At 39.7% G+C, this 14726-nt stretch carries 14 protein-coding genes; 9 read left to right on the forward strand and 5 right to left on the reverse strand.

The features are described 5' to 3' along the window. Nucleotides 1-39: 39 nt before the first annotated feature. Together menC and menE are read left to right on the forward strand one after the other, a co-directional pair. On the forward strand, nucleotides 40-1014 hold the full coding sequence (menC, locus tag C9J40_RS03610; RefSeq protein WP_107245761.1) for an o-succinylbenzoate synthase: 975 nt from the start codon (nucleotides 40-42) through the stop codon (nucleotides 1012-1014). Beyond that, nucleotides 1002-2438, forward strand: coding sequence for an o-succinylbenzoate--CoA ligase (gene menE, locus C9J40_RS03615; protein WP_107245763.1), 1437 nt, complete (start codon nucleotides 1002-1004; stop codon nucleotides 2436-2438). Before menC ends, menE begins: the two co-directional genes overlap by 13 nt. Nucleotides 2439-2511: 73 nt before the next feature. Here menE and C9J40_RS03620 read toward each other — a convergent pair whose 3' ends face one another. The 3 genes from C9J40_RS03620 to C9J40_RS03630 form a co-directional block, all read right to left on the reverse strand. Further along, the gene (locus C9J40_RS03620) at nucleotides 2512-4386 is read right to left on the reverse strand and encodes an MFS transporter (protein ID WP_107245765.1); all 1875 of its coding nucleotides are present in this window, start codon (nucleotides 4384-4386) and stop codon (nucleotides 2512-2514) included. A 17-nt stretch (nucleotides 4387-4403) separates the two neighbouring features. Then, on the reverse strand, nucleotides 4404-4997 hold the full coding sequence (locus C9J40_RS03625) for a TetR/AcrR family transcriptional regulator (protein WP_107206082.1): 594 nt from the start codon (nucleotides 4995-4997) through the stop codon (nucleotides 4404-4406). Between the two features lie 199 nt (nucleotides 4998-5196). Then, nucleotides 5197-5601, reverse strand: coding sequence for an NINE protein (locus C9J40_RS03630; protein WP_107206083.1), 405 nt, complete (start codon nucleotides 5599-5601; stop codon nucleotides 5197-5199). A gap of 299 nt (nucleotides 5602-5900) precedes the next feature. On the opposite strand from C9J40_RS03630, the gene C9J40_RS03635 reads away from it, so the two are divergent. Then, nucleotides 5901-6773: a Tim44 domain-containing protein gene (locus C9J40_RS03635; protein WP_199188049.1), complete on the forward strand. Its 873-nt coding sequence runs from the start codon at nucleotides 5901-5903 to the stop codon at nucleotides 6771-6773. A 251-nt stretch (nucleotides 6774-7024) separates the two neighbouring features. Next, on the forward strand, nucleotides 7025-7270 hold the full coding sequence (locus C9J40_RS03640; RefSeq protein ID WP_107206085.1) for a TIGR02647 family protein: 246 nt from the start codon (nucleotides 7025-7027) through the stop codon (nucleotides 7268-7270). Nucleotides 7271-7296: 26 nt separating this feature from the next. Here the strand turns inward: C9J40_RS03640 and C9J40_RS03645 are convergent, their stop codons facing one another. After that, nucleotides 7297-7545, reverse strand: a complete 249-nt coding sequence (locus C9J40_RS03645) for a zinc/iron-chelating domain-containing protein (RefSeq protein ID WP_006646428.1) — start codon at nucleotides 7543-7545, stop codon at nucleotides 7297-7299. A gap of 265 nt (nucleotides 7546-7810) precedes the next feature. Between C9J40_RS03645 and C9J40_RS03650 the strand changes: the two genes are divergently transcribed. Then, nucleotides 7811-8257, forward strand: coding sequence for a YcgN family cysteine cluster protein (locus tag C9J40_RS03650; protein ID WP_107245768.1), 447 nt, complete (start codon nucleotides 7811-7813; stop codon nucleotides 8255-8257). Between the two features lie 51 nt (nucleotides 8258-8308). Here C9J40_RS03650 and C9J40_RS21970 read toward each other — a convergent pair whose 3' ends face one another. After that, entirely contained in the window at nucleotides 8309-8458 is a 150-nt protein-coding gene (locus C9J40_RS21970; protein WP_158259539.1) for a hypothetical protein, read from the reverse strand. 87 nt (nucleotides 8459-8545) lie between these two features. Between C9J40_RS21970 and C9J40_RS03655 the strand changes: the two genes are divergently transcribed. The 4 genes from C9J40_RS03655 (at nucleotide 8546) to C9J40_RS03670 (ending at nucleotide 14726) form a co-directional block, all read left to right on the forward strand. After that, a complete protein-coding gene (locus tag C9J40_RS03655) occupies nucleotides 8546-9283 on the forward strand; it encodes a hypothetical protein (RefSeq protein ID WP_146144953.1) in 738 nt (245 codons plus the stop codon). Between the two features lie 951 nt (nucleotides 9284-10234). Further along, the gene (locus C9J40_RS03660) at nucleotides 10235-10945 is read left to right on the forward strand and encodes a hypothetical protein (RefSeq protein WP_107245771.1); all 711 of its coding nucleotides are present in this window, start codon (nucleotides 10235-10237) and stop codon (nucleotides 10943-10945) included. Between the two features lie 326 nt (nucleotides 10946-11271). Continuing rightward, nucleotides 11272-12867: a tyrosine-type recombinase/integrase gene (locus tag C9J40_RS03665; protein WP_107245773.1), complete on the forward strand. Its 1596-nt coding sequence runs from the start codon at nucleotides 11272-11274 to the stop codon at nucleotides 12865-12867. Continuing rightward, nucleotides 12864-14726: a hypothetical protein gene (locus tag C9J40_RS03670; protein ID WP_107245775.1), complete on the forward strand. Its 1863-nt coding sequence runs from the start codon at nucleotides 12864-12866 to the stop codon at nucleotides 14724-14726. Before C9J40_RS03665 ends, C9J40_RS03670 begins: the two co-directional genes overlap by 4 nt.

Genomic DNA, 14726 nt, shown 5'->3' on the forward strand with positions numbered 1-14726 from the left:
CGTGTTTTATGCTCTGGTATTAATTAAAGGTTATCAAGAATGCGCAGCGTTAAGTTATATCGATATCAGTTACCGATGGATTCTGGTGTTATTTTACGTAATCAACGTTTAGTAACACGTGAAGGTTTGGTTGTCGAACTTACTCAAGGTGACAAAGTTGGTGTAGGTGAAATTGCGCCACTGCCTGAGTTTAGCAATGAAACGCTAGAGCAAGCGTTAGATCAAACAAAACAACTAGTTGAACATTGGCTTGAAGGGAAAGATATCCATATCAATGATGCTTATCCCTCTGTTGCCTTTGGTTTTAGTTGTGCAATGGCAGAGTTAGCGGGCGAATTACCTCTTACTGCAAACTATGCGGTAGCGCCATTATGCTCCGGTGATCCTGACGAGTTGATTGAGCGTTTAAATACCGAAAATGGCGATAAAGTCGCTAAAATTAAAGTCGGCATGTATGAAGCGGTGCGTGATGGTATTGTCGCTAATATGTTTATTGAAGCGATCCCTGAGGTTCAGTTACGTTTAGATGCTAACCGTAGATGGACACCGCTTAAAGCACAGCAGTTTGCTAAATATGTGAAGCCTGAAAATCGGCAAGGGATCGCGTTTTTAGAAGAGCCTTGTATTGATCCTCAAGACAGCCTGATTTTTGCAGAGCAAACAGGTATTAATATTGCTTGGGATGAAACTGTCCGCGAGCCTCACTTTGAAGTAAAAGCACAACCAGGTGTTGCGGCAATTATTATCAAGCCCACACTAACTGGTAGCTTAGCCCGTTGTATCGAGCTGGTGGAACAAGCTCAAGCGGTAGGGTTAACGGCAGTGATTAGTTCAAGTTTAGAATCAAGCCTAGGATTAAATCAGTTAGCGCGTTTCGCCCAGTGGCAAACACCCAATGTTATCCCCGGTCTAGATACCATGCAGTTGTTTAAAGCACAATTGGTGACACCTTGGCCGGATAGTGAACTTCCAATGATCTCTTTAGCAGAATTAGACCTAGTATGGCAGAAATAAAACACGATTTTCTAACATGGCCTTGGCAGCGATGGGCTGCAGAACGCCCATCAGATATAGCCATCTCTTTAGGTGATAAAACGCGTGATGCACAAACGTACACCTGGGCAGATGTCTCTTCAAACGTTGATGATTATGCACAAGGCCTAGTTGAGCAGGGCGTTAAGCGTGATCAGCTTGTGGCCGCCATCGCTGATAATTCGATCCAAGTATTATGGCTGATGCTTGCAATTTTTCGAGTGGGGGCACGCTATGTAGGGCTTAACCCGAAGTTGTCTTCTACTGAATTGCAGCAACAGCTAGTGATACTCGATAATGACTATATTTGGTCGGATAGTGAACACGATATAACAGCGCTAACTGGGCAAAATATTGTTCTGCAATTCCCCACTGTTGCACGGATGGTACCTGTGACATGGCAAGAGCATCGTCCAATGACACTGACTTTAACATCAGGTTCATCGGGTGTACCCAAGGCAGTGGTTCATAATGCCGAGTCACATTTAGCCAGTGCTTCTGGCTTGCTGAGTCAAATGACATTCACAGCAGAGGATAGTTGGTTATTGTCATTACCGTTATTCCACATTTCGGGTTTAGCGATTGTATGGCGCTGGTTATATCGCGGAGCATGTTTAGTTATTGTCGATAAGGCACAGCAGCAAAAAGCATTGCATTGGGTGACTCACGCATCATTAGTACCAACGCAATTACAACGTCTGCTTGAGAGTATTGATAATACGGCAGCACCATCATCGATGATGCTAAAACAGGTGTTATTAGGTGGTGCACATATCCCAGTTACTCTCACTAATAAAGCGCACAGTGCTGGTATTAGCTGTTGGTGTGGTTACGGTATGACGGAAATGGCATCAACAATATCGGCTAAACAAGCGAATGAGAGTAGTGGTGTCGGTAACGTATTACCGAATAGAGAATTACTTTTACGTGATGGTGAGATCTTAGTTCGAGGCAAAACCTTGTGCTTGGGGTATTACCGCAACCATACTATTTTTTCTATTTTAGATAACCATGGTCACGACGGGGAATGGTTTGCAACTAAAGACATGGGTGAGTGGCATGATGATGAGCTATTTATTCATGGTCGCGCAGATAACATGTTTATTTCTGGTGGAGAGAATGTTCAACCGGAAGATATTGAAGCGGTACTGTTACAGTATCCAGAGATAGAGCAAGCTGTTGTTTTACCCATTGATGATTATGATTTTGGTCAACGACCGGTTGCTATTGTAAAAACAACTTGTCCGGTGGATGCGGTATTTATTGATCATGTGATGACTTATATGGCTGATAAAGTGGCTGCGTTTAAGCGCCCAATTCGTTACCTAGCTTTACCTGATGGCGATATTTATCAAGGGATAAAACTCTCTCGGACGAAATTAGCCAACTGGTTATCTAAGCAATAATAAAAAGGCGAAGCTAATATCTAGCTTCGCCTTTTTAATCTACTTGTTAGTTAAAATCTAACAAAGAAGAGTGCTATTTTCTATCGCCCCGTAATTGCGTTACTTGTTGATATAACAATTGGCTATTTGCCTCTTGGGAAGATAGACACTCCCCAGCGACGATAGTGACTTGTGACCAGAAACGTTTTGGCCATTTTAATAAAGCAACGCCACCCTCTCGACTAAAATAACTTCCCCATAGCCCCTGCAATGCCACAGGGATCACCGTGACATTCGAACGTTTAATGATTAAATCAATGCCACGCATAAACGGGGCTATTTCGCCATCAAAGGTGAGCTGTCCTTCTGGAAAAACACAAACAATATCGCCATTATCCAAATGTTCTGACACTTTTGAAAAAGCATTACGAATAGATGTACGGTCATTCGCATCGACAGGAATCGCCTTACATGCTTTACAGAAGGATTTGACCAATGGCAGGTTATAAATATCACGGTCCATCAAAAAGCGGATAGGGCGTGGGCAGCTGCCTGCTAATAGTAATGCATCCATGTAGCTGACATGATTACAGACAAGTAACACACCACCTTGTTCAGGAATATTATTCAAATTCTGTTTTTTTACACGATACATCGTATGAGTGATCATCCAAACCACAAAGCGCCAAAAAAAATCAGGGGCTTGGAAGTAGATATAGACAACAACTAATGAATTAACCGCCGCTAAGATTAAGAAGAACTCTGGAATGGAAAGCTTTAAAACAGATAAGAAGACAATGGCTGAAATAGCACTGACAACCATAAATACAGCATTCCATATATTATTTGCTGCAATGATTTGTGCACGTTCATCTTCTTTAGAGCGCTGCTGCATTAAGGCATAAAGCGGAACAATAAAAATACCGCCAGCAATACCGAGTAAAAGCAATGACGCAAAGATTGGCCATAGGCTTGGTGCCGTCATAAACGCCATTAGGCTCTGAGTTTGCACTGTAGTTGCTGGGGCGAGGAAATATAAACCTGAACCAAATAACGTGATCCCTAAACTACCAATAGGTACTATTCCTGGGTCTATACGGTGTTGAGATAAGCGATCACAACACATTGAGCCAATAGCAATACCAATAGAAAATAGCATCAGTAAGAAAGAGACCGAAGCGGCATTACCACCAAGGCTGATTTTTGCATAATTAGGGAATTGGGTGAGATAGCAAGCCCCTAAAAACCAAAACCAACTAATCCCCATAATACATTGGAAAATCGTTTTATCTTGTCGTGCAATAGCCATGGTTGAACGAGTTTGTTTAATCGGTTGCCATTTGAACGTTGTTTTCTTTACCGTAGGTGGCGCGCTCGGAATAGCAAGAGATGTGAGATAGCCTAATATCGCAAAAAAGATCACGGCTCCTGCAGCAATATAGTGAGCGTTATGGCTGTCGGCAATAAAACCTGCGAGCAATGTGCCAAGTAAAATAGCTAAAAAGGTCCCTGTTTCAACCAAAGCGTTACCTGATATTAACTCTTCTGATTTTAAGTGCTGGGGAAGTAAGGCATATTTTGCAGGCCCGAAGAAAGCTGATTGGGTTCCCATCAAAAAGAGCAACACCAGAAGGGCGGAATAACTGTGATAGAAAAAGGCTATTGCAGCAAGGCTCATTATCACAATTTCAGCGAGTTTAACTCGGCGCATGATCATTGCTTTATCGTATTGATCGGCAATAACACCAGCAGAGGCTGAAAATAAAAAGAAAGGTAAAATAAATAATCCAGCGGCAATGTTAATCAGTAAATTAGCACTCAGTGGAAGGGTATCAACAGAAGCGTAAGCGATCAGGATTAATAATATATTTTTGTAAACATTATCATTAAATGCCCCAAGTGCCTGCGTTAAAAAATACGGTAAGAAACGCCGTTTGGTTAGAAGACTCGATTGGGGCTTTGTGGTCATTTACGCTATCTCTATTACTAATTCCACTTATTTAGATAAGTATTTAAAAGGTTATCAATAAGTGCTTTGCCGTCAACAGGCGTCGAGGTAAATAGCTTATCATCAACAGTCAGTAGTGTAATACCGTGAACACCAGCCCAAATAACACGGCTTGTTTCCAGTACTTCTTCTTTAGACATGTTACTGCTAACTTGACCAATCAATGATTCCAACATGCCCGTCATGTTATTGATTCGATCTGATTGCCATTCTGGTAAATCTTCACCATTCATGGTGTGTTGGAAGATTAACTGCCAGCGGTATGGATGAGCAATTGCAAAGTCGAGATAACAATATGCGAGACTACGAAGTGCCTGCTCTGGATTGGTTGCACCTGTTAAACACGTTTGTGCTTCTTGAGATAATTCATCAAGTGTTTGGGCAACTGCGTGTAGTAACAGTAAATTATAGTTACCGAATACATTCACTAATGTACTTGGAACATAGCCAATCATTGCGGCGACTTTACGTAAACTTAGCTCATGGTGAGGGTGCTCATTGAGAAAGTTTTTTACCTGCTCCAGTGTCATGCTTACCAACTCTTCACGAGTATGGTCATTTCTTCTTGCCATGGGTATTACTCTTTGATGTGTTTGCTTATCGTATTTTAAAAACTAACGTTATTAATTATAGAACGGTGTTCAATATTGTTATTGTTATTTAATCGAAACCATCGTTGTTAGGAATTCGATGCCAGAACAAGTTGTGACAATTTATTTCTAAAGATTGGAAATGATATCTTGTCACAACAAAAATCACCAATACTAAACGCTATACAGTTTTATTCTTGGTATTTTCTAAAGATACTTGATCGTTTAACGTCCAAAAATCGATAAGAATACCTATTAGGAAGAACCCAAAGGTACAAAGATAAAGTATCCCTGTGATCCATTTACCCATGTACATGCGGTGGACGCCAAACACGCCAAGAAAAGTGAGCAGTAGCCAAGCGATATTATAATCAATCTCACCACTAGCAAAACGCAAGTCAGACTCTCTGTTCATTGATGGAATTAAGAACAAGTCAATTAACCAGCCAATACCGCATAGACCTAAGGTTAAAAACCAAATAGTCCCTGTTACAGGTTTGCCATAATAAAAGCGGTGAGCGCCCGTAAAGCCGAATATCCAGAGTAGATAACCAATGATTTTGCTGTGAGTGTTATTCTCTTGCATAAAAATATCCATGTTAGTGTTGAAAATATCGTAAGATAAAAAACAACAAAGACTTAACGTGTGATTACTTATAAAAGACCACTTTTGATGGGGAAAGTGCCATAAAAAGAAGAACATTTTTATAAGTCGTTTAAATAAAAAACAGTATACAAAAATATTTAGGCGCTGTATTTAAGAATGATGAGATTATCACCGATAAATGTTAAGAAATAGTAACAATTTCGCAGCCGCTTTGAATTGACATTCTCCGTTATATGGCTACGATGCATACAGGACATGGATAAGGTACTTCAACAATGATGAAACGCTTTTTTGCCGTATTTGCTTTAGTGTTTGTGGTCGCATTGTCGGCACCGCATGCTGAAGCAAAGAAATTCGGTGGTGGTAAGTCGTTTGGTAAAAGTTTTAAAACTGCGCCAATGAAAAAACAACAGCCACAACAAACAGATACTATTCGTAAACAAAACTCACCTGCGTCATCGAGCAAGAAAGGCTTAATGGGCGGTCTATTAGGTGGCTTACTTGCAGGTGGCTTACTCGCTGCTTTCTTTGGTGGTTCATTTGATGGTATCCAGTTTATGGATATTCTCATTATCGGTGTGATTGCATTTGTATTGTTTAAATTATTTAAAGCAATGCGTGCAAATAAAGGCACTCCGATGGGGCATCGTGAATCTTATGCAGGAAACTCTCCTCGACAGCAGCCACAACAAGCACAACAGCAATATCGTCAAGCGACAGGTTCGCAATCTCAACCACAAAATGGTGGTTTTGAGTCAACCGATAGTGATGTGCCATTTAATTTGCCGCCTAACTTTAATATGAATGCATTTTTAAGTGGTTCTCGCGATCACTATCGCATTATTCAAGGTGCATGGAATCATAACGAATTAGCGAAAATCAAAGAGTACGTATCACCTGCGTTATTTGCTGATTTACAAGCTGAACGTGCTAAACTTTCAGGTGAGCAACACACCGAAGTGATGTACGTTGATGCTGAACTTGTACGTGCAGACTATGACGCAAATTCAGCACAGCTAAGTATTAAGTTCTCTGGTCGTTATAAAGATACCCAAGAAGGGATTGAAGAAGATATTAATGATGTATGGCATTTAGAGCGAGATTTAAAAACGCCAAATGCACCATGGTTAATTGTCGGTATTCAAGCTTAATTTAAAAGCCGCTTTTATTAGCGGCTTTTTTATATCTCTCAACAGGTTAGGGCGTTTTTTGTACAATTGTAAACATCCGAAAAAAGAGTTCTAAAATTATGAGCGCGATCGCATTTCACTGATATAAAGATCGTAAGATGTTGATCTTGGCACCTAGTTTTATCACCAGTAACCGCTAGTATTAACTCATGATATTAAATAGGTCAGTCGTTAGACATTGAGATCTAAATAGAGACTAATAAGAGGTCGTTATGCCATACACTCAAGATATTGTTGAAGAAATGAATCTATTAGTGAAATTCCCTATTCATAGCAACATGGAAGGGGTAAAAGTTCATAGTGATGCAAATCCAGCATTGGTTTCAGCTGCTCAACGTTTATATGCGAAAGGATTGGTTACTCAACTGGATGGTGGTTATTTAACACATACTGGTCATCAGGTGGCGGAAAGCGCAAAAATTGCGTTACGTATTCTGACGGGGAAAACGACAGAATAACGCCGTCGCAAGATAGTGAGCATTGATCAAGTCATTTGCTCTAATTCTGTAATTATCGTTAAAGCTTGCTCATTGGTTTTTCCACAAATATCAGGGCAAGCTTTAAAGTGGTGGCATACAGCAGGGCGTTCAGCTTTGCCAAAAAGTTTACATAAATTTTGCTCATTGAGTTGAACGCAAGGGACACCTGCAGGCTTGCCGTTGGGCATTCCTGGTATGCTTGATGAGATACTTGGAGCTATACAGCAGGCACCACAGCCAAGACGACATTCCATCAATCACTCTCTTCATTGTTTAAATTGGCTGCGCAAATTACCACTCCTTATTCATAAGATCAAAATTAAAGAACTATTTCAGCGATATATTTACTTTATTTCTATAAATAATAATAGCTCTCATTTCGATGCTGTTGTTGATTAATAGGTAATTTAAATTTGCAGTTTACCGTCAGGATCGCTATAAACACCGCGCTATAATAAAATAGTAAATGGTAATTTAGCGCTGTTATAAAGCGCGTAACGTGAATTCGGTGTAGGTATCATGACGCATTTTTGGCAAGAAAAAGACTTAGCAACAATGACCGATCAGGAGTGGGAATCACTTTGTGACGGTTGTGGTAAGTGCTGTCTGCATAAGCTTATTGATGATGATACAGATGATATCTATTACACCAATGTGGCATGCAGTTTATTAGATAATAAAACATGTTCTTGTAAAGATTATCCTAATCGTTTTGAATCCGGAGAAGAATGCCTAAAGTTGACTCGTGATCGTATTGATGAGTTTGTTTGGCTTCCTGAAACGTGTGCATACCGTTTATTAGCAGAAGGAAAACCATTACCTGAGTGGCATCCACTGCTCACTGGTTCAAAAGAAGCGATGCATAAAGCCAACGAATCGGTACGCGACAAGATTGTGTACGAAATTGATGTGATTGATTGGGAAGATCACATCCAAAACTTACCTGAATGGGCTAAAAAAAGATAAATAACTTTTAAAGTTGAGAATTTTTTAGTGATTCATACATAACATCCTGACTCACGATAGCTCAATACAAATCAAGAATGCCGCCACTAATGCATACCATTGCAACAGTGGCGGCATTTTTATTGGCTCAATTTCGGTGAAGGTACTTGCCAGCCATACCCATAGTTCACCAGAGACAAGTCCCCCCAACATCAAAGCCAATACAAAGCGGTACCATCAAAGGGCATGGCACAGCATCAACTGGATTAAAGGAACGGTTAGACCCTATTACAAAGTAAGATTAATTAGATGTTTTTATTTTCTTTGCATGTAATTTCATGCAGTGACCTTAATGCTGAAAATAGATATAATTATTTTTTATCAGGAGGTTACAGATTGAGCGGCGAAAATAGAGACAATAAAAAAACAGTTGGTTACATTATTATTTTTTTCTTTGCTGTAGCTGCTATTGCTGGCGGTTTAGCACTATTAATAAAAGGGTTGTTTTCAGGGGCTGAGTTTATATCTTATTTTGTCATCGTATTGTTGATTTATATTGTTTATCCCTTTCGTAAAGACATTAAAGAAATCAGTTTTAAAAGTTTCACTTTGAAAATGCGTGAAGCAGATGGTTTGTTGGAACAAGTTCGTCAAACGATGGTTAGAATGTTTAAGTTAGAGCTAAATGTTCTTATGAAAAATAGCCAACAATCCAGCTTTTTAAGTTGGGAACAGCAGTCTGATAAGTATGTCGATGGACGAATTGATAAATTTATACAATGGTTTAATGCAGTAAATAAAGACGCTTTTAAGCAAGAGCTAAATGTAGAAATAAGAGAAGCGGCAGAATTATTGGCGAAGTTTCAAATAGTTAAGGTTAGAACGCAAGTTGAGTGGGATAACCAACAAATACCTGAAAATTTATTGTCGCCAGAAGATTTAAAAACAGAGCTTAGCGGCTACAAAAAAAGAGAGTTTTTTGATGAAGCTATGACTAACTATATTCGTATTTATAATATTTATGATGAAGCTAGAAAAGACCTTTGAAGTTAAGTTAATTCACTAATTCAAATAGAAAGTTGTAACATGCCACCGACACCAATAGACTGTATATATATACAGTCTGTTTTTTATGCGTGATGATAACCGAAATATATTCAGAGATGGACTTTTGTTCAGTATGTAGACTCAACCGTAGCACGATAACAGAAGGGGATAGGCTGTATTGCTTGCCCTGTTAATCACTTCGGTTTAAGCGATACATTAATATAATAGTGTATTCAAAAATGATGTGGTGGTGTGTGGCCTTTGATAGTCGATGCAATCTAAAGGTGATACACAAAACTAAAAGCTACGATGAAATGAAAACCATAGTAAAAGACCAAGAAGCAATAGCATTAGTCAGTCAATCACTTCTTAATCCACCACAAGCACCTGTCTAAGGTGCTTTTCTTTTATCTGTTACCAATCCATCAAATATTCCAACGTCACGCCCACAGAAGCCACACCGAAACAAAAAGGTCACGGAAATCGCACTACTCCTCCCCTCCCGCACGCTGCATTTTAGAAAAATATTTCAGTTTTGGTTTTCTGCATTTTTAAACGATCAATGATCACGCCCAAATGGGGCGAAGCCTTATGGTTGGCGGGGTGTGGAGGTCAATAGTGGCAAGGGGTTGTGGTGTTTTTGTTGTTTGTGAAAATTTCAATTAATGATCCAATTTTCACTGTTTTTCAGTTTAATGATCACGTTTAATGATCTGTTGTTATTGCTAACTGATTGATTCTAATGGTTGCGGTGTGTTTTTCGTGGTGTTTTTTATCAATTTAATGCTCTAGTTAATGAAAAGCCACCGCAAGACAATACCAGTAATGGCAAGGCTTGCAGCGGTATTTGGTCAAAAAAATAAATTGAAATGAAACAAGTAGTTGCGAGGTGTCGATAGTAACGATATAAAGCGTTGGATTTTTACTTTTATTAACCATGTTTAGGACATTATGGACATTTTTAATTCGATACCCAGTTTTGGATCTTTCTTATTGGGAGCTGCAAGTGCAGGTTTAATCTCATATATAACGTCAAGAAATAAAGAGGCTGGAAAAATAGCAGAAATAAATTCAAAACTTGATGATGTAATACAACAAACTACCGCAATATCAAAAGCAAATGAGTCGGGTAAAATTGAAGCTATTGGAATTAAGTTAGATGAAGTAGTAAAACAACAGGGAGAAATAACCAAAGCGACTAAAAAGATTGAATCTGACATTGATATTGATAACTGGACAAAAAAAGAAAATAGGTCATTACGTAGAGAAAAAATTGAGCTACTTTATTTGAAAATAGAAGAATGTTATCAAGTAAGAATTGAGTTTTTAAATCCGCGTATTAAGCTAGGAACAGAAAAAGAACAGATTAGAGAACAAGAAGAAAAGCATATATATTATTATAAATTGAATACTGATATAGAGATGCTTATTCGATTATATTTTAATGCTGATAATAAATTAGAACCTATTTTATGTGAGTTTAAAAAGAACATCGTAAAGACAATTAATTTTGGTATGGAAAAGCTATTGTCACCTGATGTAATGAGTGACCCAAATAAGCGTGAAGAAGAAGGAGCCTTACAAAATGAGTTTTTAGATATTCGCAGTTATATAATTAATTATTTAATTGAAATTATGAAAACTGAAATAGCAGAAGATTAATAAATAACGAATGAATAATGTAATTTATCTAAGAATTATTAAAATTGGGAATCTAAGAATAACACTAAATAAGACAATAAAGTAATATTCTTTTGTCGCCGATTATGGATTTTTTACTTTTAAAGTTGAGACTTTTTTAGTGTTCCATACATTTCATGCTGTCTCACGACTGCTCAATACAAATCAAGAATGCTGCCACTAATGCATACCATTGCAACAGTAGTCGCATTTTTTGATTGCAAAAATGAACACCCTCATAAATAACTTTTCAAGTTGAAAATAAAACATATACTGTATTTATATACAGTTGTTTGTGCGGGGTGTGTATGTCAGAAAATGATGAAAATCAGAAAAAGGTAATACGAAAAGAGGTAGAAATTTCACCTATCCCTAACTTCGTTTATGAGAAACCATTGGTGTCCATTGATGAGAATGGCAAACCTCAAATTATATACCGAGCCAATGGCAATAAAATCCCCATCAAGAAACTTCCCTTACTCTATATCGCTGGATATGACGACAAAGACAACCTAATCAGCTACCAGCCATTAGACATGGTCAATGAGTTCTTATTGTCGAAAGCAATCGATAACTGTGTGCTTGAACTTGGTACAGATGCACAGGGGCTTGCCCATTACTTCAGCTTTGTATTGGACAAACAGGCTGAGTGGGATACTGAATACGATGAAGGTGACTTTGACCCTCTCTACGATGATCCCCGCCCAGAATGGGATGCTTTTCCCCGTAATAAACAAGAGCGGTTAACCTACCAATATCGAGATGGAATCAAGCAGCTCGCTATTGATGGTGTATTGGCTAAAACAACGGCTAGGCAATATATGAGCAGTGTCGTTGGTTTCTATAAACACTGTCTTCGCCAAGGCATCCGCTTTAATAACCCACCCTTCCAGTTTGAGACCGTGAATATCCATTTCGAGGCGTCTGCATCCAGTATGAAAGCTTACCAACGTAAGCAAGTCCACACGACGGATATGCGGATTAAATTTGCTAAGTCATCTCGCAGTGGCGGCGCAAACCTCAGCAACCTACGCCGTGATCTAAAACCGTTTACTAATAATGAATGGAGCATCTTGCAAACTATATTAATGAAATCCCGTAGGGTGGTTCGTCATGGTGATAATAATAAACTGCACTCACTGCCGATTGAGTTTTGCCTGCACCCAATGATTTGCCGTAATACTGGATTGCGGCGTGAGGAAGCAGCGAGCCTGCATTTGGGACAGATTGTTAACCCTGAAACCACGATTCAGGATGGCAAAGAGGTATTTAAAAAGCCTGTGATGGATCTGGGTGTCGGTGATAAGTACCAATCACTCACAAAGACGGCGGAGGGCTTCGCAGAGAAGAATAAAAGCCGCGTTACCATTATCCCCGCCGCATTGATGAAGATGCTTTACGATTACTCGCAGTCTGAAAGGTATCAAAAGCGCCTTGAGAAATTCAAAGCATGGTGCAAGGAGCAGGTTGAAGCAGGTAATACGCATTTCTTTGGGGGTGACGATGCCATTAACCCTGAACTGGAATACCTGTTTATTACCCAGTCTGGAAAACCCATGTTTACACGGCTACAAGACTTTACTGGGCGCTGGGTGGAAATTCGTAACACTGCAAACCTAACTCAAGGTCTCGACAAACCGATAGTCGGCTCCATACATAATTTACGCTCAACGTTTGCTGTGAATATCTTCAGCCACCTTTTAAATAAAAAGGATGAGTATGGCAACCCGTCAATCACACCCGATGAGGCATTGGATAGGGTATCGGCTTTGCTAGGTCATGAAGATAGGGCGACGACCATGGAATACCTGAAAATAGCACAGGACATGCCCTCTGCCGACGAAATCTACGAGGATGTACTGGACTATATTGGCGCTTTTGATGATTTAGAGGGTTTATTGTGATTCAAGGACGAAAGCGTACCAGAATTAAAATAGAGAAGAACAGAGCACCTATTGTCCAATTAAGCTGGAAAGACATGGTTTTACTCTGTGGTGATAGGCGTAAAGCTCATACTTACCGCTTGCGTTACCTTAATGCTCCGACGGTGAAACAAATTGAACTAGGGAGTGAAGTGTTGGCTAATCGGGATGATATTGTTAGAGAAATACATCAAATGTTAGCCCCTCTGCCTGAAAACCAATCAAAGCAACATCATTTTAGTGGGCTTGTTTACTACTTTCGATATCTTGACAACATTGGTTATCAAGGTGACGCTTTCAGTAATGCCGTAATGATTGATTGCATTAAGCACTTCAATCAATTACGTGATAAAGGAGAGCAGGTATCGAAAGCTTTGCAAATTAAGGATAGTTTATCCTTTCTTTTACGGCAGTGGAGCCGAGAGTCTGACCTTAAAACGCTGCCAGAAGTTTCAGCAAAATCTGCTGCTTTGAATAAAGCGTTTCAAGTGGAATTAGAGCTGAAGCCATTATCCAAGGTATTGGTTAAAGGCGCACTGGCCTTTCAGGAAGCGATTGAGAAAAGTAAATTATTAGATATTCACCCGTTCTTTGATGAAGAGATGTTTTCTGAAAGGGCAAAGTCTCATGGATGGACAGCCCACAAAATTGGCACGAATAGACACGGTTTTAGAGCGTGCATGAAACCTCTGGCTGGAACAATAAAGGGTAGCCAACTCTCAAGTGAACGACTTCATAGACAGGTTTTTTATAATCATGCGTCGCGCAATTGGTTTTTCGTGTTTTCAATGCTGACAGGCATGAATAAATCGGTGCTTGCGAATGTGCGACATAAGGATATTGCATTTAAAAGTATTGGTAGCGGACGGTTTGTATTTGATGGTAAAAAGTTTAGGGCAGGCTATAAAAACTTGGACAATAGCTGTGGCTTTAGTAACCGAACCAAAGAGCTGATTACTCGGTGGCTTAAAACATCTAAAGTGATGTACCAATCACTGGGTATCCCATTGTCAAACGAGATGCCGCTCTGCCCTTTCTTTAGTGCCAGTGGGGAGGTTTGGACTTTCAATGTCAAAGGTTCAAACTTAGCCTACATTAATGCACAGCTTGAGAAGGTATTGGGATTAAGGGTTACTACAAGTCGATTTAGGGCAACGAAATCGGATGTGCTTATGCGAGTAACTGAAGATATCTTCCTTGTTTCACAGGGGCTGAACAATACCGTGAATGTTGTCGCCAAACGTTACTCTAGTGGTGTTCAGGCAGACCATGACAATAACCTCAATGCCACGTTTGGCGCGTTAAGTGCTGCGGCCAAGGGTGAGGAAATTGGTAAGGCCATCGAGGATGCAAAGGTGATGCGCAGCGATATTTTATCAGATTATGATTACAAGAATTTGCGCAGCCGTGAAAGCAAAGAGCAGCCATTAATGACAACGCCCAGTGGCATCAAATGCACGGGGGCAACACCAGAGAAGCTCGTTGCTGAGGCGAGGCGCATGAAGCAGCTAGGTATTGATTTTTCAAAAGATACTGGTCGTTGCACGGATTTTCTTGCCTGCTTTGATTGTGACAGCCACAAACTGGTAGCGTCAGAAAATGATATTTGGCTGATGCTGTCATTTTTAGAGCAAATTGAAGATCTCAAAGAGGTGGTCGCGAGTAATTCCTCACCGAAGGATGAGTATTTCGTGGTGGAAGGTATGCTAAAAAAAGTCCTTGTCAGACTGAAACAAAAAGCACCTAAAAACTACGTTCAAGCAAAACAGAAAGTGGATGACGGCGATTACCACCCGCTTTACCAAAACCGAGCCAGCGCAAACGAATTTTTCAAAGGATAG

It is taken from the genome of Photobacterium sp. GB-72, from assembly GCF_003026095.1.
In the GTDB taxonomy this organism is placed as follows: domain Bacteria; phylum Pseudomonadota; class Gammaproteobacteria; order Enterobacterales; family Vibrionaceae; genus Photobacterium.